This is a genomic window from Mycobacterium sp. VKM Ac-1816D (assembly GCF_000416385.1).
GTDB lineage: Bacteria > Actinomycetota > Actinomycetes > Mycobacteriales > Mycobacteriaceae > Mycobacterium > Mycobacterium neoaurum_A.
Genome location: NZ_AOHQ01000113.1, coordinates 49,785 through 68,502, shown reverse-complemented (window position 1 = coordinate 68,502; position 18,718 = coordinate 49,785). Strand labels below are relative to the sequence as shown.

General features: G+C 66.8%; 15 protein-coding genes. 8 read left to right on the top strand and 7 right to left on the bottom strand.

What is annotated here, in order from left to right; translation table 11 throughout:
* Positions 1 to 48 precede the first annotated feature (48 nt).
* Together G154_RS04290 and G154_RS04285 are read right to left on the bottom strand one after the other, a co-directional pair.
* On the bottom strand, positions 49 to 720 hold the full coding sequence (locus G154_RS04290) for an alpha/beta fold hydrolase (RefSeq protein WP_019511494.1): 672 nt from the start codon (positions 718 to 720) through the stop codon (positions 49 to 51).
* Positions 720 to 1,856, bottom strand: a complete 1,137-nt coding sequence (locus G154_RS04285; protein WP_031601572.1) for an FAD-dependent monooxygenase — start codon at positions 1,854 to 1,856, stop codon at positions 720 to 722. The genes G154_RS04290 and G154_RS04285 overlap by 1 nt, the downstream gene beginning before the upstream one ends.
* A gap of 70 nt (positions 1,857 to 1,926) precedes the next feature.
* Here G154_RS04285 and G154_RS04280 point away from each other — a divergent pair, with 70 nt between their 5' ends.
* The 3 genes from G154_RS04280 (at position 1,927) to G154_RS04270 (ending at position 6,858) form a co-directional block, all read left to right on the top strand.
* On the top strand, positions 1,927 to 2,808 hold the full coding sequence (locus G154_RS04280; protein WP_019511496.1) for a LysR family transcriptional regulator: 882 nt from the start codon (positions 1,927 to 1,929) through the stop codon (positions 2,806 to 2,808).
* Positions 2,809 to 2,926: 118 nt separating this feature from the next.
* Positions 2,927 to 5,587, top strand: coding sequence for a DNA polymerase I (polA, locus tag G154_RS04275; RefSeq protein WP_162269057.1), 2,661 nt, complete (start codon positions 2,927 to 2,929; stop codon positions 5,585 to 5,587).
* A gap of 26 nt (positions 5,588 to 5,613) precedes the next feature.
* Positions 5,614 to 6,858, top strand: coding sequence for a threonine/serine exporter ThrE family protein (locus tag G154_RS04270; RefSeq protein ID WP_019511498.1), 1,245 nt, complete (start codon positions 5,614 to 5,616; stop codon positions 6,856 to 6,858).
* On the opposite strand, the gene G154_RS04265 is transcribed toward G154_RS04270, so the two are convergent.
* Positions 6,837 to 7,991 (bottom strand): PrsW family intramembrane metalloprotease, encoded by a 1,155-nt coding sequence (locus tag G154_RS04265; RefSeq protein WP_019511499.1) that lies wholly within the window; start codon positions 7,989 to 7,991, stop codon positions 6,837 to 6,839. The two genes, G154_RS04270 and G154_RS04265, sit on opposite strands and share 22 nt — an antisense overlap.
* 235 nt (positions 7,992 to 8,226) lie before the next feature.
* On the opposite strand from G154_RS04265, the gene rpsA reads away from it, so the two are divergent.
* Positions 8,227 to 9,672 carry a 30S ribosomal protein S1 gene (rpsA, locus tag G154_RS04260; protein ID WP_019511500.1) on the top strand — a complete coding sequence of 482 codons (1,446 nt, stop codon included), beginning with the start codon at positions 8,227 to 8,229 and terminating at the stop codon, positions 9,670 to 9,672.
* 146 nt (positions 9,673 to 9,818) lie between these two features.
* On the top strand, positions 9,819 to 10,994 hold the full coding sequence (gene coaE / locus G154_RS04255; protein ID WP_019511501.1) for a dephospho-CoA kinase: 1,176 nt from the start codon (positions 9,819 to 9,821) through the stop codon (positions 10,992 to 10,994).
* Between the two features lie 4 nt (positions 10,995 to 10,998).
* Here coaE and G154_RS04250 read toward each other — a convergent pair whose 3' ends face one another.
* Genes G154_RS04250 through G154_RS04240 form a run of 3 tightly spaced genes read right to left on the bottom strand, consistent with a single transcriptional unit; the run spans position 10,999 to position 12,371 of the window.
* Positions 10,999 to 11,553, bottom strand: a complete 555-nt coding sequence (locus tag G154_RS04250) for a hypothetical protein (protein WP_023985945.1) — start codon at positions 11,551 to 11,553, stop codon at positions 10,999 to 11,001.
* Positions 11,554 to 11,563: 10 nt separating this feature from the next.
* Entirely contained in the window at positions 11,564 to 12,067 is a 504-nt protein-coding gene (locus tag G154_RS04245) for a DUF402 domain-containing protein (RefSeq protein WP_019511503.1), read from the bottom strand.
* Position 12,068: 1 nt separating this feature from the next.
* Positions 12,069 to 12,371 carry a hypothetical protein gene (locus G154_RS04240; protein ID WP_019511504.1) on the bottom strand — a complete coding sequence of 101 codons (303 nt, stop codon included), beginning with the start codon at positions 12,369 to 12,371 and terminating at the stop codon, positions 12,069 to 12,071.
* A 71-nt stretch (positions 12,372 to 12,442) separates the two neighbouring features.
* On the opposite strand from G154_RS04240, the gene uvrB reads away from it, so the two are divergent.
* A complete protein-coding gene (uvrB, locus tag G154_RS04235) occupies positions 12,443 to 14,614 on the top strand; it encodes an excinuclease ABC subunit UvrB (RefSeq protein WP_023985943.1) in 2,172 nt (723 codons plus the stop codon).
* Positions 14,615 to 14,680: 66 nt separating this feature from the next.
* A complete protein-coding gene (locus G154_RS04230; protein WP_023985942.1) occupies positions 14,681 to 16,114 on the top strand; it encodes an MFS transporter in 1,434 nt (477 codons plus the stop codon).
* Between the two features lie 366 nt (positions 16,115 to 16,480).
* Here G154_RS04230 and G154_RS26720 read toward each other — a convergent pair whose 3' ends face one another.
* The gene (locus tag G154_RS26720) at positions 16,481 to 16,720 is read right to left on the bottom strand and encodes a hypothetical protein (RefSeq protein WP_165589076.1); all 240 of its coding nucleotides are present in this window, start codon (positions 16,718 to 16,720) and stop codon (positions 16,481 to 16,483) included.
* Here G154_RS26720 and G154_RS25460 point away from each other — a divergent pair.
* Complete coding sequence (locus tag G154_RS25460) at positions 16,709 to 18,718, top strand: cellulase family glycosylhydrolase (protein WP_019511507.1); 2,010 nt, start codon at positions 16,709 to 16,711, stop codon at positions 18,716 to 18,718. The two genes, G154_RS26720 and G154_RS25460, sit on opposite strands and share 12 nt — an antisense overlap.

The following is an 18,718-nucleotide window of genomic DNA, read 5'->3' as shown; positions in this document are numbered from 1 at the left end:
ACGTCAGAATACCCAGACCGAGCGCAAAACTGAAACGTGTTGCAGTTCTCAGGTCGAGCCCAGCAGGATGCGCAGCAGATCGTCGGGGTTGTCGCGCATGAGATTGTGCTTGCCGTCGAGCTCGTGGACCACCCAGCTCGGGTCGTCACGCACCCGTTCGTAGGAGGGCCGCAGCGGCGAATCACCCGGCCAGCCCAGGGCGTAGATGAAGACCCGTCGACGAAACCGGTTCAGATCGCCGTCGAGTCGCAGCGGCTGCAGGACGGTGGCCAACGGGTGCGCGGTCGCGCGGTCGTCGAAGAACGGCATCGGTGGGACGCCGAAACCGGTGGCGTCGACGCCGACATACCACTGACGTTCCTCCTCGTTGACCAGATCCCAGCAGGACTCACCGTCGTGGGGGACCACCGCGTCGACGAACACCAGGGATGCCACCCGGTGCGGGATGCGGTCGGCGACGCCGGTGATCACCATCCCGCCGTAGCTGTGCCCGACCAGGACGAGTTCGTCATCGCCGTCGGCACCGGCGTCGATGGCCGCGATCACGTCGAGGATGTGGGTGTCCAGGTTGACCCCGCTCGGCAACAGGTGGGCTCGTTCGGCGACACCGGTGAGCGTCACCGCCAGCACGCGGTGGCCCGCGGCACGCAGTGCCGCGGCCAGATCGTCGAAACACCAGGCGCCGTGGCACATCCCGGGAATCAACACATAGGTGGACATCAGTGGTTGCTCCTTGCCGTGTCGTGGCGGTATTTGGCGGTGATGCGGCGCAGATCGGCCGAGGTGTGGCCGAGCGCGCGATGCATATCGCGGTTGGCGACGATCACCTCGGCGGTCTCATGGCGTCGCTGCTCGGCGTAGCGGCGCAGCCCGGGGATCCCGTGCACGGCATACGCGTCGGCCAGCACCCTGGCGTCGACGATCGACTGAGATCCGCCGTTGGCGCCCACCGGATACATCGGGTGGGCCGCGTCGCCGAGCAGGGTCACCCGATCGGTTCCCCAGTGCGGCAGCGGTTCCCGGTCGACCATGGGGTACCGGTAAATCTGTTCGGTCGCCTCGACCAACGCCACCGGGTTCAGCCGGTCCAGCCGCCATTCCGCGATATGCCTGCGCACCTGTGCGGCGTCGGCCGCCGAGTTCCACTGTGCGTCAACGTCGAGCACGCCCGCAGATCCGATAGGGACCTGCAGAACCCAGTTCACCAACCGCTCGCCGATCGGGTAGGCCACCAGTTCGATTCCGCCATCACCCTTGACGATCACCATGGTCTGCCCATCGAGGAATGCCGGGGTGTCGGCGACCCCGCGAAACATCGTGATACCCGACCACATCAGCGGGTCGGCCCCGGGGTGAAGGGTGCGGCGTACCGCCGAGTTGATTCCGTCCGCGCCGATCAGCGCTGCGCCGCAGATCTTTCCGGCCGTGGTGTGCACCTGGACGCCGTCGGCGCTCTGGGCGAATCCGGTGACACCGACTCCGGGTCGGACCGCGTCATCGCCGATGCGCTCGGTGACGGTATCGAGCAGCAGCATCTGCAACGTGCCGCGATGTACCGACAGCTGCGGGTGGCTGTCGCCGGCGGCCAGCCCGCGCGGTTCGCGGAACAGGAGAGCGCCGGAGGAGGCGTAGAACTCGATCGAATGCGGTGCGATCGCGATATCGCGTACGGCGGTGGACAGTCCGAGTTCGTCCAATTCCCGGACCGCGTGAGGCAGCAGGTTGATCCCCACGCCGAGGGGGCGCAACGTGCTCACGCGTTCGAGGTTGACGGTGCGGACACCGCGTGCGTGCAGGGTCAACGCGACGCTCAGGCCGCCGATTCCGGCTCCGGCGATCACGATCTCTTCGTCCATGTCACCACCCTGCGTGAACAGCGTGAATAACTCCAATACATGTTTGTTCTGATATCTATAATCAAAAGTTATGGAGTTGCGGCAGCTGGAGTACTTCGTGGCGGTGGTCGAGGAGCGCAGTTTCACCAGGGCCGCCGAGCGGGAGCGGGTGGCGCAACCGGCGGTGAGCGCGCAGATCCGGCGCCTGGAGCGCCAGGTCGGCCAGACGCTGCTGATCCGCTCTAGCCGGGATGTCCGGCTGACCCAGGCCGGTATCGCGCTCCTCCCGCATGCGCGCGCCGCGCTGGCCGCAGTGCGCTCGGCCCGACGCGCGGTCGACGAGGTCGCCGGCCTGATCCGGGGGGCGGTCGCGATCGGCACGGTGACCCTGCATCCGGTGGATATCGCCGGACTGATCGCGGACTTCCACACGCAGTACCCGGCGGTCGAAATCACCTTGGCGACCGACAATTCCGATGCGTTGTTGGCGAAGCTCGCCGATGGACGGCTCGATCTGGCCATCGTCTCCCTCGGCCTCGACGAGCATCCACCCGGGCTGGATGTCCACACGGTGACCGACGAGGCCGTCGTCGCGGCGGTGGCCGCGGATCATCCGCTGGCCGGCCGGGCGACGTTGCCGGTGGCCGAACTGTCCGGCCACCCGCTGATCTCTCTGCCGGTCGGGACGGGACTACGGACGCGTCTGGACAATGCCTGTGCCGAAGCGGGAATCACCGCGAACGTGGCGTTCGAGGCGAGCAGTCCGCGGGAGCTCGCCGACCTGGGCGCACATGGGCTCGGCGTCGCGATCCTGCCCGAGTCGATGGCCCGCAACCGCTCCGGACTGCATGCGATCGACCTCGACCCGGCGCTGCGGGGACGACTGGTGTGGGCGTGGCGACGTGACATGAGCGGTCCGGCCGCGCGCCTGCTGCGTGATCGGGCGACCGCAGGCCGGGATGGCTCAGGGTAGCGGTGCGGAACTGTCGGAGCGGGTGCCTAGAGTTGGGTGCGTGAGCCCCGCGAAGACCGAGAGCACCGCCAAGAATCCGGCCGGCGACGCGTCGACCGATGGTCAGAAGCCGACCCTGATGCTGTTGGACGGCAACTCGCTGGCCTTCCGTGCTTTCTATGCGCTGCCCGCCGAGAACTTCAAGACCCAGGGCGGTCTGACCACCAATGCGGTCTACGGATTCACCGCGATGCTGATCAACCTGCTCCGCGACGAGCAACCCAGCCATATCGCCGCCGCGTTCGACGTCTCCCGGCAGACCTTCCGCAAGGAGAAGTACCCGGAGTACAAGGAGGGCCGCTCGGCCACTCCCGACGAGTTCCGCGGGCAGATCGACATCACCAAGGAGGTGCTCGGTGCGCTGGGCATCACCGTGCTGGCCGAGCCCGGATTCGAGGCCGACGACATCATCGCCACCTTGGCCACCCAGGCCGAGGACGCCGGGTACCGGGTGCTGGTCGTCACCGGAGACCGGGACTCACTGCAGTTGGTGAGTGACGATGTCACCATCCTGTACCCGGTGAAGGGCGTCAGTGAACTGACCCGGTTCACCCCGGAAGCGGTGGCGGCGAAGTACGGCCTCACTCCCGCGCAGTACCCGGATTTCGCCGCGCTGCGCGGCGATCCGAGTGACAACCTGCCGGGCATCCCGGGGGTGGGGGAGAAGACCGCGACCAAGTGGATCGTCGAGCACGGCTCCCTGCAGGGTCTGGTCGACAACGTGGACAAGGTCAAGGGCAAGGTCGGCGACGCGCTGCGCGCCAACCTGTCCTCGGTGGTGCTCAACCGGGAGCTCACCGAGCTGGTCAAGAACGTGCCACTGCCGCACACCCCGGACACCCTGCGGATGCTGCCCTGGGACCGCGATCAGATCCACCGGCTGTTCGACGACCTGGAGTTCCGGGTGCTGCGCGATCGGCTCTTCGACACGCTGGCCTCGGCGGACCCGGAGGTCGACCAGGGTTTCGACGTGCGGGGCGGGGCGTTGGCGCCCGGCGAGCTGGCGGCCTGGCTGGCCGAGCACAGCCTGGGCAACCGGTTCGGTGTCGCCGTGGTCGGTACGCACCTGGCCTTCGACAGTGATGCCACCGCGCTGGCGATCGTCGCCAACGACGGTGACGGGCGCTATATCGACACCGCGACGATCCATCCCGATGACGAAGCCGCCCTGGCGGCCTGGCTGGCCGACCCGGGCCCGCCGAAGGCGCTGCACGAGGCCAAGCTCGCCATGCACGACCTGGAGGGTCGCGGCTGGAAGCTGGCCGGCGTCACCTCCGATACCGCGCTGGCCGCCTACCTGGTGCGGCCGGGCCAGCGCAGCTTCGCACTCGATGACCTGTCGCTGCGCTATCTCAAGCGCGAGCTGCGCGCCGAAAACCCCGAGCAACAACAGCTTTCGCTGCTCGATGACAACGAGGGCGTGGACGAGCAGGCCGTGCAGGCAGTGCTGCTGCGGGCGGCAGCGGTGATGGACCTGGCCGATGCGCTCGACGAAGAGCTGGCCCGGATCGACTCTTCCTCGCTGCTGGAACGCATGGAGCTGCCGGTGCAGCGGGTGCTCGCCGAACTGGAGAGCACCGGGATCGCGGTCGACGTGGACTTCCTGCGCGGGCTGCAGAACGAGTTCGGCGACTACATCCGCGACGCGGCCGAGGCTGCCTACGCGGTGATCGGCAAGCAGATCAACCTCGGGTCGCCCAAGCAGCTGCAGGTCGTGCTGTTCGACGAGCTCGAGATGCCCAAGACGAAGAAGACCAAGACCGGCTACACCACCGATGCCGATGCGCTGCAGGGGCTTTTCGACAAGACCGGGCATCCGTTCCTGCAGCACCTGCTGGCCCATCGGGATGCCACCCGGCTCAAGGTCACCGTCGACGGACTGTTGGCATCGACGGCCGCAGACGGCCGAATTCACACCACGTTCAACCAGACCATCGCGGCCACCGGCCGGCTCTCGTCGACCGAGCCGAACCTGCAGAACATCCCGATCCGCACCGAGGCCGGCCGTCGGATCCGCGACGGGTTTGTCGTGGGCGAGGGTTACACCGAACTGATGACGGCCGATTACAGCCAGATCGAGATGCGCATCATGGCGCATCTGTCGCGGGACGAGGGCCTGATCGAGGCGTTCAACACCGGTGAGGATCTGCACTCGTTCGTCGCGTCACGGGCCTTCGACGTGCCGATCGATGAGGTCACCCCGGAGCTGCGCCGCCGGGTCAAGGCGATGTCCTACGGCCTGGCCTACGGGCTGAGCGCCTACGGTCTCTCGGCGCAGCTGAAGATCAGCACCGAAGAGGCCAAAGAACAGATGGACCAGTACTTCGACCGGTTCGGCGGCATCCGCGACTACCTGCGTGATGTGGTCGACCAGGCCCGCAAGGACGGTTACACCTCCACGGTGCTGGGCCGCCGCCGCTACCTGCCCGAACTGGACAGCAGCAACCGCAATGTCCGGGAGGCGGCCGAGCGGGCCGCGCTCAACGCCCCGATCCAGGGCAGCGCCGCCGACATCATCAAGGTGGCCATGATCAACGTCGACCAGGCCATCAAATCGGCCGGGCTGACATCCCGGATGCTGCTGCAGGTGCACGACGAGCTGCTGTTCGAGGTCTCAGAAGGGGAACGGGGGGAGCTCGAGAAGCTGGTGCGCGAACACATGGGCAACGCCTACCCGCTCGACGTGCCGCTGGAGGTTTCGGTCGGCTTCGGACGCAGCTGGGACGCCGCGGCGCACTAGCGCCGCGTCAGGGCGGCCCCGTGCCGATGAACTCCGACAGCGATCAGCAGATCCGCTTCCTGGCCCGGCTGGGTGCGGCCATGTGCGCTGCGAACTACCCGGTGACGCTGGTGCGCCAGACGCTCGACCGCACCGCGGCCCGGTTCGGGGTGCGCAACGACGGCATCGCGCTGCCCAATCACGTCCAGGTGGTCGGACCGGACGGCTCCGGCGGCACGGCGGTGCACGGTGCCCGGGTGGACGCCGACCTGCGGTTCGACCAGATCTTTCCGCTGGCCCGCCTGGTCTCGGATGCCCTGGCCGGCCGGGTGTCCGCCGAACAGGGTGAAAGTCGACTGGACGCCATCGGCGCGGCCGCCCGGCGTTATCCCTCCTGGGTGACCGTCATCGGCTACGGGATCCAGAGCGCTGGGTTGTCCCTGGTGCTGGAACCCACATTTCTCAACGTGCTGGCCGCGCTGGCGCTTGGTGCCATGGTCGGCGGTCTGCTGGTCGCCGGTCAGCGCGTCCCGATACTGGCCCAGTTGGTGCCCGCGATCAGTGCCTTCGCCGTCGCCTCGATCTGCATCGTGGCCGCACTGCGGCTGGACCTCGATCATGTCGGGCTGCGTGCATTGATACCGCCGCTGGCGGTGTTCCTGCCGGGCGCGGCGATCACACTCGCGGTCATCGAGCTGACCTCGCGTGATGTCATCGCCGGCACGAGCAGATTGATCGCCGGCTTCGTGCAGATCATCCAGCTGGCGTTCGGGATCCTCATCGCCACCCAGTTGCTCGGCATGCGCGAGGACCAGCTGAGCTCGGAGGCGGTCAACCACATCGGCCCGTGGGCCCCGTGGCTCGGCGTCGCCGTCTACAGCCTGGGCGTGCTGTTGTTCCTGGCACCACCGGTGTCGTTCCTGCCCTGGTTGCTGCTCATCACCTACACCGCCTTCACCGCGCAGTACGCCGGCGACCTGCTGCTCGGCAGCTACGCCAGCGGCTTTTGCGGCGGTCTGGCGCTGACGCTGGTGGCGCTGGCGGTGTCGCGACGGCGCGGCGCGCCGCCCGCGATCACCATGATCCTGCCGGGGTTCTGGTTGTTGGTTCCGGGCTCGATGGGGCTGATCGGTGTCACCGAGCTGTTCGGCGCCGACGGGGATTCTGCGCTACCGGCCACGTTGATATCGATGATCTCGGTGGCCTTCGGTCTGCAGGCCGGGCTGGTGTGCTGGCAGATCGTCCGGCGGGGCCGCCGCGCCGGCCTGCGTCAGGGACCGGGTATCCGGTAGGCGGCCAGGTACTGCAGTTCCGGTGTGGCGGCCCGCGCCGCGTGCACCCGATGGGCTTCCTCGGTGAGCATCGCCTGCACCCGGGCGTCGCCGAACCCGCGGTCGATGCGGTCCCGCACGAACGCGAGCTCCACGACCTGGGAGGCGAAACCCTTCACCGCCTTGCCCGCGGCCTTGCCGCGATATCGGGTGACCTCGGCGACGGCCAGCTTGCGGGTCCGGATGGACCGCAGCCAGCTGGCCTCGTTCGCGGTCACCAGGCCGGCGGCCACCATGTTCGGCAGCTTGGCGGCCACCACCTGCTGCTCGCGGTGCCTGCTCTTGACCGCCAGCCAGATCGCCAGCACGAACACCGGCATCATCCAGAACACGTACACCAGGAAGTACGCCTCGATGCTGATCACCGACGACCCGTTCCACATCGCGTGCAGCACCACCGCGCCGACGTAGCCGGCCATGATGCAGCCCAGCTTGGCCAGCGGGTTGCGCCGGTGCAGCGCGAAGTACACCCCGACGGCCAGCGCCGAGACGAACAGCGAATGGGCGAACGGCGCCATGATCAGCCGCAGCGCGGCGGTCACCAGCGAGCCGGCCAACGACTCGCTGTTGGCGATGTAGAGGATGTCCTCGAACCACGCGAAACCCGCTCCGACCAGGCCGGCGTACACCAGGCAGTCGGTCAGCGAGTTCAGCTCGTGGCGGCGCCGGCCGGTCATCATGATCAGCAGGAACAGGCCTTTGGCGGCTTCCTCGATGATCGGTGCGCGCAATGCGGTCGACTCGAAACCCTCCGGCAGACCCGGGGTCGGGATGAACACGGCATCGGCCCACAGCTCAAGGACCAGCGACAGGATGATGGCCACCGAGGCGCCCCACAGAAAGGCCAGGATCAGCAGCCGCGGGGGTTCGGGCTCCCAGCGGTCCAGCCACAGATAACACAGCACCACCAGGGTGATCGCGATGCTGGACAGCACGAAACCGATGGCGGTGCCCACCGGGTTTGTCGCGGTGAGCAGGATCATCAGCAGCCCGACGATGACGCTCAGGCCGATGATCACCGCCAGTGGGGCGCCGACCTTGCGAACGGTCGGCGGCCAGATCGGTAGGTGCGAAGGTGGCGTCAGCGCGGGCACGTGAGGAGACTAACCACCGCCGGCCGCGGGGGTCGGGTTTGTCCAGCGTGTACCACCTCTAGTACCCTCGAACAGTACCTGTGCGTTCCGTCATGTCTCGGACCCCGCGGGAACACCGCATCATCGAAAGAGCCTGGTGTCGAATCTGCCGCCCGGCCCGCGCGATTGTGCAGCACGACCACAAAGCAGAAACTCATTGTCCCTACGATTGAACCTGTCCGGAGCAAGCCACCACATGCCAAGTCCCTCCGTCACTTCCCCGCAGGTAGCCGTCAACGACATCGGCTCCGCGGAAGACTTCCTCGCCGCTATCGACAAGACCATCAAGTACTTCAACGATGGCGACATCGTCGAAGGGACCATCGTCAAGGTGGACCGCGACGAGGTCCTGCTCGATATCGGCTACAAGACCGAAGGTGTCATCCCTTCCCGCGAACTGTCCATCAAGCACGATGTCGACCCCAATGAGGTCGTTTCCGTGGGCGATGAGGTCGAAGCCCTGGTCCTCACCAAGGAGGACAAGGAAGGCCGCCTGATCCTGTCCAAGAAGCGGGCTCAGTACGAGCGCGCCTGGGGCACCATCGAGGAGCTCAAGGAGAAGGACGAGGCCGTCAAGGGCACCGTCATCGAGGTCGTCAAGGGCGGCCTGATCCTCGACATCGGCCTGCGCGGCTTCCTGCCCGCATCGCTGGTCGAGATGCGTCGCGTCCGCGATCTGCAGCCGTACATCGGCAAGGAGATCGAGGCCAAGATCATCGAGCTCGACAAGAACCGCAACAACGTGGTTCTGAGCCGTCGCGCCTGGCTGGAGCAGACCCAGTCCGAGGTGCGCAGCGAGTTCCTCAACCAGCTCACCAAGGGCGCCATCCGCAAGGGTGTCGTGTCCTCGATCGTCAACTTCGGCGCCTTCGTCGATCTCGGCGGCGTCGACGGCCTGGTGCACGTCTCCGAGCTGTCCTGGAAGCACATCGACCACCCGTCCGAGGTCGTCACCGTGGGCGACGAGGTCACCGTCGAGGTGCTCGACGTCGACATGGACCGCGAGCGGGTTTCGCTGTCGCTCAAGGCGACTCAGGAAGACCCGTGGCGCCACTTCGCCCGCACCCACGCCATCGGCCAGATCGTGCCGGGCAAGGTCACCAAGCTGGTGCCCTTCGGTGCGTTCGTCCGCGTCGAAGAGGGCATCGAGGGCCTGGTGCACATCTCGGAGCTCTCCGAGCGCCACGTCGAGGTCCCGGACCAGGTGGTCCAGGTCGGCGACGACGCCATGGTCAAGGTCATCGACATCGACCTGGAGCGTCGCCGGATCTCGCTGAGCCTCAAGCAGGCCAACGAGGACTACACCGAGGAATTCGACCCCTCGAAGTACGGCATGGCCGACAGCTACGACGATGCGGGGAACTACATCTTCCCCGAGGGCTTCGATGCCGACACCAACGAGTGGCTCGAGGGCTTCGACAAGCAGCGCACCGAATGGGAGGCCCGGTACGCCGAGGCCGAGCGTCGGCACAAGATGCACACCGCGCAGATGGAGAAGTTCGCCGCTGCCGAGGCCGAAGAGGCTGCCCGCCCGTCGTCCTCCAGCAGCTCGTCGCGTTCCGAGGGTGAGTCGGCCGGCGGTTCGCTGGCCAGCGACGCCCAGCTGGCCGCTCTGCGGGAGAAGCTCGCAGGCAACGCCTAGCAGTTCTGAAGTACGAACGCCCCGGCCCCTTGGGTCGGGGCGTTCGTCGTCTCCGGGCTTCGTGGCGAGCAGACGAAGAACTGCTCAAATCGCCCAGATTTCGGCACTTTTGCGTCTGCTCGCGGGGCCCTGACAGACTGTCGGGCGTGCTTCGTATCGGACTGACCGGCGGTATCGGCGCCGGCAAATCGACGGTGTCCTCGACCTTCAGCGAGCTGGGCGCGATCATCGTCGACGGTGACGTCATCGCCCGCGAGGTCGTCGAACCCGGCACCGAAGGGCTGGCCGCCCTTGTCGATGCGTTCGGCCACGACATCCTGCACGCCGACGGTCCCGATGCCGGCGCCCTGAACCGTCCCGCACTGGCCGCCGTCGCGTTCAGCGACGAGAACAAGCGCAAGACACTCAACGGCATCGTCCATCCGTTGGTGGCACACCGCCGTTCGGAGCTGATCGCCGCCGCCTCCGAGGACGCCGTGATCGTCGAGGACATCCCGCTGCTCGTGGAGTCGCAGATGGCGCCGCTGTTCCCGCTGGTCATCATCGTCAACGCCGATGTCGAACTGCGAGTCGCCCGGCTCATCGAGTATCGCGGCTTCTCCGAGGCCGACGCCCGGGCCCGCATCGCCGCGCAGGCGACCGAAGACCAGCGCCGCAAGGTGGCCGATATCTGGCTGGACAACTCCGGTTCACCGGGTGCGCTCGTCGAGCAGGCCCGCGGCCTGTGGCATGAGCGCATCCTGCCGTTCGCGCACAATCTGGAGGCGGGTCGTCCCGCCCGGCGCGATGCCGCGGTCGTACCCTACGACGCGAGCTGGCCGGATCAGGCGCAGCGGATCCTCGCCCGGCTGAACACGGCCTGCGGGCATCGCGCGACCCGTATCGATCACATCGGGTCGACCGCTGTCCCCGGGATGGATGCCAAGGACGTCATCGACATCCAGGTGACGGTCCCGTCGTTGGAGGTCGCCGACGAACTGGCCGACGCGCTGCGCACGGCCGGCTATCCCAGGGTGGACGTCCTCGACGCGGACACCGCGCACAGTGACGATCCCTCGTTGTGGCGCAAGCGGTTTCACGCCTCGGCCGACCCCGGACGGGCGACCAATGTGCACCTGCGGGTGCAGGGGTGGCCCAACCAGCAGTTCGCGCTGTTGTTCGTCGACTGGCTGCGGGCCAACCCCGGTGTGCGCCAGGACTACCTGGCCGCCAAGCGGCGTGCGCTGACGGCGCCGGACTACGCCGTGGCCAAGGAGCCGTGGTTCCTCGACGCCTACCGCCGCGCCGCCGAGTGGGCGAAGACCACCGGCTGGAGCAGCTGAGCTGTCAGGCCGGCGGCGGAGGCGCGGGCTGTCCTGGGTAGCCGGGCAGCGCCGGCACACCGGCGGCCGCGGCACCGGCGGCCGGATCGTTCAGCGGCGCACCACACTGGATCGTGCCGTACAGCGGATCGTCCTTGGGCCGGAAGAGCCGCGGTGCGATGAACTGGTCGGCCTGGGCGACGATCTGATCGTCGACCAGGATCTCGCAGTGCAGGTTGGACCCGTACGGCCATTCGATGGACAGCTCAAGGCCCGCCAGTTTCGGGTCGGTCATCACGGTGTTGACCTCGAACGTCTGGCCCGGCAGCAGAGTCGGCTGCTCGCTGTTGACGTTCTGATCATCGGCCTTGTAGGCCACGGTCGCGCCGCGTGAGGTGCCGTCGGCCCGCGCGCGGTAGGTGATGTTGTGCAGCAGCGGCGCCGGGGCGGAGTCGGTGGCCGCCGGCTGGGGCTGTTCGGCGTCGGGCTCGGCAACCGCCGAAGCCGGGAGGAGCTGTCCTGCCAGCAGTAGCCCCGCTGCCGTGGCAGCCAGCACCGCTGCGTGCCTGCGAACACTCATGACGGTGACTTTACGCCCGCCACGTCAGCACCACACCGTGCCCGGCCAGCCAGCGGTCCAGGTCATAGCCGTTGCGGGCCAATCCGTCGACGGTCGCCGTGGCGACGGTGATCGCGCGCTCCGCGACCGTCGGGGCCACCAGCTGCTCACACACCGCGGCGATCAGCTCGTCGGTGTCGGTGAGGAGCACCTCGCGGCCGGTACGCACGATCAGGTCGAGATAGTGGTCTTCGGCCGACCACCCGTCCACGCCGGCGGTGTAGTCCCCGATATCGAGGTAGAAGTCCTGGTCGCGTTCGTGGCCCGGGTTGAAGTGGAAGATGGTGGCGCGAAGGTTCAGCGCCGGCAGCAGCCACGACTCCAGGTAGTGGAACTGGTCCCGCCCGGGGGCGGGCCGGGCCATGTAGAGGCCCCAGGGGCGCACGTCGAACACGTCGACATCGCGCACGATGCCCTTCGGGTCGGTATTGGTGCCGGCGCGCAGGTCGAAGTATTCGCGTTTGGGCGGGTGCATATCAGCGCCCTCGACGCAGATTGCGCAGGTCGAGCACGAGCGGCCCACGTCCGGGCGGCCGGGTGACGATGCGCAGCACAGCCCCGATGACGATCGCCAGCCCGCAGCCGGTCCACAACAGGTCGGCGGCCTCCAGCCAGCTGCACTGGCGCGACGGGCCGAGACCGCCGTCGCCGCAGGTAGAGCCCAGCCGAGCCGCGATCTCACCGGGACCCGGCCACACCAGCAGAACCGCGCAGACCACGCCCACCACCAGCAGAATCAGGCCGAGGAGTCGCAGGGTGATGCGCGCGGGTTCGGACACCGCGTCACGGTAGCGCGGCCCGGGTGGTCGCGGGGAATGAACTTGTCGGTACCCGCGCTTAATCTGGAGATATGGCTTTTGCTACCGAACATCCTGTGCTGGCGCAGTCGGAATACCGGCCTGCCGCCGACGCCGTCGACGGCATCGTGCGCTCGGGTGGCAAGTTCGAGGTGGTCAGCGAGTACCAACCGGCGGGTGACCAGCCTGCGGCCATCGACGATCTGGAACGTCGGGTCCGCGCCGGCGAGCGTGACATCGTGTTGCTCGGCGCCACCGGCACCGGCAAATCGGCGACGACGGCCTGGCTGATCGAGCGGTTGCAGCGGCCGACACTGGTCATGGCGCCCAACAAGACCTTGGCCGCCCAGCTGGCCAACGAGTTGCGGGAAATGTTGCCGCACAATGCCGTCGAATACTTCGTTTCGTATTACGACTACTACCAACCCGAGGCGTACATCGCTCAGACGGACACCTATATCGAGAAGGACAGCTCGATCAACGACGATGTCGAGCGGCTGCGGCACTCGGCGACCTCGAGCCTGCTGTCGCGGCGCGATGTCGTGGTGGTGGCCTCGGTGTCGTGCATCTACGGTTTGGGCACCCCGCAGTCCTACCTGGATCGCTCGGTCGAGCTGAAGGTCGGCGATGATGTGCCCCGCGATGGCCTGCTGCGGCTGCTGGTCGATGTCCAGTACGACCGTAACGACATCTCGTTCACCCGTGGATCATTCCGGGTGCGTGGGGACACCGTCGAGATCATTCCCGCGTACGAAGAGTTGGCCATTCGCATCGAGTTCTTCGGTGACGAGGTGGAGGCGCTGTACTACCTGCACCCGCTGACCGGTGACGTGGTTCGCAAGGTCGATTCGGTGCGGATCTTCCCGGCCACCCACTATGTCGCGGGGCCGGACCGGATGGCCGTGGCGATCTCCAGCATCGAGGCCGAGCTCGAAGAGCGGCTGGCCGAGCTGGAAGGCCAGGGCAAGCTGCTGGAGGCGCAGCGGCTGCGGATGCGGACCAACTACGACCTGGAGATGATGAAGCAGGTCGGGTTCTGTTCGGGTATCGAGAACTACTCGCGGCATATCGATGGCCGCGGTGCGGGCACGGCCCCCGCCACCCTCATCGATTACTTCCCCGAGGACTTCCTGCTCGTCATCGACGAGTCCCATGTCACGGTGCCGCAGATCGGTGGCATGTACGAGGGCGACATGTCGCGCAAGCGCAACCTCGTCGATTTCGGGTTCCGGTTGCCGTCGGCGGTCGACAACCGGCCGCTGACCTGGGAGGAGTTCGCCCAGCGGATCGGCCAGACGGTGTATCTGTCGGCCACGCCCGGCAATTACGAGATGGCCCAGGCGGGCGGTGAGTTCGTCGAGCAGGTCATCCGCCCGACCGGGCTGGTCGACCCGCAGGTGCATGTCAAACCGACCAAGGGCCAGATCGACGATCTGATCGGCGAGATCCGGTTGCGTACCGAACGTGACGAGCGCGTGCTGGTCACGACGCTGACGAAGAAGATGGCCGAAGACCTCACCGACTACTTGTTGGAGATGGGTATCCGGGTGCGGTATCTGCACTCCGAGGTCGACACCCTGCGTCGTGTGGAGCTCCTGCGGCAGTTGCGGCTCGGCGAGTACGACGTGCTGGTCGGTATCAACCTGCTTCGTGAGGGCTTGGACCTGCCCGAGGTGTCGCTGGTGGCAATCCTCGACGCCGACAAGGAGGGCTTCCTGCGGTCGCCGCGCAGCCTAATCCAGACCATCGGCCGCGCCGCGCGCAACGTGTCCGGTGAGGTACACATGTACGCCGACAAGATCACCGACTCGATGAAAGAGGCGATCGACGAGACCGAGCGCCGCCGGGCCAAGCAGATCGCCTACAACGAGGCCCACGGCATCGACCCGCAGCCGTTGCGCAAGAAGATCGCCGACATCCTCGACCAGGTGTACCGCGAGGCCGACGATACCGAGAACGTCGAGGTGGGCGGGTCGGGCCGCAACTCCTCGCGTGGCAGGCGTGCGCAGGGTGAGCCCGGGCGCGCCGTCAGCGCCGGCATCGTGGAGGGGCGTGACACGGCGAACATGCCGCGTGCCGAGCTCGCCGATCTGATCAAGGATCTGACCGAGCAGATGATGACCGCTGCGCGCGATCTGCAGTTCGAGCTGGCAGCGCGCATCCGCGACGAGATCCAGGACCTGAAGAAGGAGCTGCGCGGCATGGATGCCGCCGGCTTGAAGTAGGGGAGTGGCGACCGTCGCGCGATGCCGACTTGAGCTCAACCGCGGTTGAGCTTCTAAGTTGGCGTGGTGACCGACACCCGTATCTCGAGCAGCAGCAGCTGGCGTGCGCTGCTCGGCCCGAAACACCTTGGCGTATCGACGGTTCTGGCCGGCGGGGTGGCACTGTATGCCACCAACGAGTTCCTGACCATCAGCCTGATGCCCAGCGCCGTCGCCGAGATCGGCGGGCAGCGCTTCTATGCGTGGGTCATGACGGTCTACCTGGTCGCTTCGGTTGCCGCCGCGACGACCGTCAGCGCGGTGCTGGCGCGGTTTGGCCCGCGGTCGGCGTATCTCGGCGCGTTGACGGTCTTCGGGTTGGCCGGTATCGCCTGTGCGTTGGCGCCGACGATGGAATTGCTGTTGGTGGGCCGCACCGTCCAGGGCGGGGCCGGCGGACTACTGGCGGGGCTGGGCTACGCGGTGATCAACACCGCGTTACCGCAGGCGCTGTGGACGCGGGCATCGGCGCTGGTATCGGCGATGTGGGGTGTAGGGACGCTACTGGGGCCGGCGGCCGGCGGGATGTTCGCCCAGTTCGCCTCGTGGCGTTGGGCTTTCGGCGCCCTGGTGATACTGACCGCGGTGATCGCGGCGCTGGTCCCGATATCGCTGCCCCGACGCACCCGCGGTGATCGGGCCGCGGCAAGCAGGGTTCCGATCTGGTCGCTGGTTCTCTTGGGCGCCGCGGCCCTGCTGGTCAGCGTGGCAGGTCTGGCGTCCGACCTGCTCGTGACCGGTCTGATCCTCGCGCTCAGCGGGGCGCTGATCGGTGCGTTCATCGTGGTTGATCGCCGGGCAGCGCTGGCGACGGGCAACCCGGCGATGGGTTACTCGGTTCTGCCGCGCACGGCTTTCCGGCGCGGGCCGCTGAAGTGGATGTATCTCACGCTGGGTCTGCTGATGGCCTCGACGATGGTGGACATGTATGTGCCGTTGTTCGGCCAGCGGCTCGCACACCTGGCACCGTTGGCGGCCGGCTTTCTGGGCGTGGCATTGGCCGTGGGCTGGACCGTCAGCGAGATCCTGAGCGCTTCGGCCGATCGTCGCGCGGTCGTGGGCCGGATCGTGGTCGCCTCGCCCGTGGTGATGGTCGTCGGTCTGGTGGGCTCGGCGGTGATGGTCGAGCAGTCGATGGCGGGTTGGTCGGTCGGGTTATGGGTGGCGGCGTTGGTGATTACCGGAACGGGGATCGGGATGGCCTGGCCGCATCTGTCGGCGTGGGCCATGGGCGGTGTCGACGATCCGGCGGAGGGGCCCGTCGCGGCCGCGGCCATCAACACCGTCCAGTTGATCTGCGGTGCGTTCGGGGCCGGGCTGGCGGGCGTCGTCGTCAACCACTCCGCGACCGACGATGTGCACGCAGCCCGGGTGCTGTTCATCGTGTTCGCGGCGCTGGCATGTGTGGCCGTCGTCGCGGCTTGGCGCGCCACCCGACTGGACCGACACATCCGCGATTGAGGCGGCATCTCATATGTCAAGACAGGTGTCGAGAAGTGACACCGTGTCCGGTATCGGCACTCGTTGTCCACACCCGGGGGTGGACTTTGCCCGCACCGTACGCACGGCGGTGGCGGACTTAGCTGGAGAGTGAGTGATGGTACGGCTGAGTTCTGCTGTGGCGGCGGTCAACCGTTGATGTTCCTGGGAAGCCTGCTCCCAGCTGGACCATTGCGTCTGCTGTGACCCTCGGCGGCGTAGGCGTCGCAGTGGGGCTGATTTGTGTGACATTTGCCAGAATCGGCGCCCGCGGAGAAAACTATGAAAATTACCGACCTGAAAATTATTTGCTGACGGATGGTCCAGTTATGTACCACTGAGTAATCCTCACATTACTTTTGAGTAAGTTGCGCGAAAGGCGGTCCGGTCGGCTAATTTCCCTGCATTGTCGATCCCTGCAGGTTCGACGCCATTACTGGAGAGCTGGGTGGTCACATGTGGGGTCGCGGTGTTCGACTGGTACGCACTTTTACCAACCGAATCGTTATTGGCATCGCAACGGTTGCCTTGGTTGCGGCCACCGTTAGTCAATTTGCTATCCCCGCCACCCATCGCGTGGTTGCTCATGAGGTCGTCAACGTCGCTGCGATCGTCGAGTCTCCGTCGACCGTCGGCATGGCCGACTCGAACATCTACTTCACCGACAGCCTCGAGCAGGTGATCGAGCATCTCGATCTGATCGAGTCGCTCGGGGTGAAGAACGTCCGGCTGCTGGTGCCGTGGATCTTCGTCCAACCCACCGACCCCATGGGTGCTCCGGTCGACTGGGAGGCCGACCTGGACTGGGCCAAGCTCGATCAGATCGTCTACGAGGCGGACCGTCGGGGAATGGGCATCCTCGGTGTCCTGCAATGGTCGCCCGACTGGGCGACCGACGGTCCGACCGGCAGCGGGCATCCGTCCGATGTGCAGGACTTCGCCGACTTCGCGGCCGCCGTCGCCGATCGGTACCGCGACAAGATCACCGCCTACGAGGTGTGGAACGAACCGAACTCATCGTTCTTCTGGAACCCCATCGACCCGGTCGAGTACACCCGACTCTTGCAGGCGACCTACACCTCGCTCAAGTCGGTCAGTCCGGATATCACCGTGGTCGGCGCCGTCGTCAGCGCCACTCTCACCTGGGGCGATGCCACGATGAACGCCGTCGACTTCGTGGAGGCGATGTATGCCGCCGGCGCCGACGGGTTCTTCGATGCGATCTCGATTCACCCCTACAACTTCGATACCAAATTCTCCGAGCAGGGCGAGCTGGACTGGCGCGAACTGATGCCGCTGTTCCAGATCCAGAAGATCCGCGAGTTGATGGATCAGCATCAGCAACCGGGCGAGGAACAACTCAAGATCTGGATCAGTGAATACGGTCTGCCGACCAGCGTGGTCACCCCGGAAAAGCAGCTGGCGTTCATCACCGATCTGCTGAATGCATGGCAGTCGTTCTCCGGCGGCGGTCCCATCTTCATGTACACGACCAAAGACGATATGAATGCCATTGGCGACGAACGCTTCTTCGGCTTGTTCGACGAATACGGCAACTTCAAGGGCAGCCCCGAGGCGCTGCGCGACTTCCAGCGGCTGATCGATTGCCTGGACGGATGCTCGCCGGGTAATCCGGGCAACCCGTCGAATCCGTTGGGCTCGCTGCTGGAACTCATCCAGCACGTGGTGACCCAGGTGTTGAGCTTCGTGCCGAATCTGGTGGCCGGGGTGGTCTCGGCGGTCACCAACCTGCTCGGGTCGATCCTCGGCGGGCTTACCGGTGCGAGCACGACGACCGAACCGGTCGGTGTGGGCGCGGGCATGCGTGCCATGGCGGACCAACAAGCCGGAACGGACGCACCGGCAGAGGTCGACGCACCGGAGGCGCTCGACGCCCCACGGTCGCTCGGCGCCGCGGCCACCGAACCGCTGGGCGAGGCGGTGTCGGCGGAACCGCCCGTCGCAGTGGAGGAAACCGTTGGTGGGGTGGGTGTCGAACCGGCGACCGATCCGTTGTCGGCGGATCCCGTTGTCGGCGAACCTGTTCTGGAAGAGCCCATCGTCGAAGCCGTTGTCGAACCCGTTGTCGAAGCGCCTGTCCAGGAAGTCCCGGAAGTGGACGTGCCTGTGGTGGACGAGCCTGTTGTCGACGAGCCCGTGGTGGACGAGCCGGTGGTGGAGGAGCCTGTCATCGACGAGCCGGTGGTGGAGGAGCCCGTCGTCGAAACCCCGGCGCTGGAACCGGTTCTCGAACCGGCCAATGATCCGTCGGCGTCCACCGACACCGAGGAGACCACCCCGACGCGCGCGGAGTCCGAGCCATCCGAGGCGTCGATCAGGGCGGAGCTCACCAGGCCCTCGAGTCGGTCGTCGGCAGACGACAGCTCAGCGGGCAAAACCGACCGCCCGGCGGTGGGTCGGGAGCCGAGTCGCACCGAGGCCAGCGCCGTCGAACCGGGGATGCGGTCCACGGAACGCCCGGTGGGTCGGGAGAACGACGGTGCGACAGGGGTGACCGGAGATCGAGGAAGTAGCGATCACGGCGAGCGCAACTCTGTGACCTCGTCGCCGTCGGTGGCAGATTGA

Excerpts from the sequence above, each read along its gene's own strand:
- G154_RS26720 (WP_165589076.1), bottom strand. The coding sequence starts at position 16,720 with ATGAGCAACCACGCGATGGGTGGCGGGGATAGCAAATTGACTAACGGT.
- G154_RS04285 (WP_031601572.1), bottom strand. The coding sequence starts at position 1,856 with ATGGACGAAGAGATCGTGATCGCCGGAGCCGGAATCGGCGGCCTGAGC.
- G154_RS04245 (WP_019511503.1), bottom strand. The coding sequence starts at position 12,067 with ATGCACCCGCCCAAACGCGAATACTTCGACCTGCGCGCCGGCACCAAT.
- G154_RS04270 (WP_019511498.1), top strand. The coding sequence starts at position 5,614 with ATGAACTCCGACAGCGATCAGCAGATCCGCTTCCTGGCCCGGCTGGGT.
- uvrB (WP_023985943.1), top strand. The coding sequence starts at position 12,443 with ATGGCTTTTGCTACCGAACATCCTGTGCTGGCGCAGTCGGAATACCGG.
- G154_RS04250 (WP_023985945.1), bottom strand. The coding sequence starts at position 11,553 with ATGAGTGTTCGCAGGCACGCAGCGGTGCTGGCTGCCACGGCAGCGGGG.
- rpsA (WP_019511500.1), top strand. The coding sequence starts at position 8,227 with ATGCCAAGTCCCTCCGTCACTTCCCCGCAGGTAGCCGTCAACGACATC.
- G154_RS04290 (WP_019511494.1), bottom strand. The coding sequence starts at position 720 with ATGTCCACCTATGTGTTGATTCCCGGGATGTGCCACGGCGCCTGGTGT.
- polA (WP_162269057.1), top strand. The coding sequence starts at position 2,927 with ATGCTGTTGGACGGCAACTCGCTGGCCTTCCGTGCTTTCTATGCGCTG.
- G154_RS04280 (WP_019511496.1), top strand. The coding sequence starts at position 1,927 with ATGGAGTTGCGGCAGCTGGAGTACTTCGTGGCGGTGGTCGAGGAGCGC.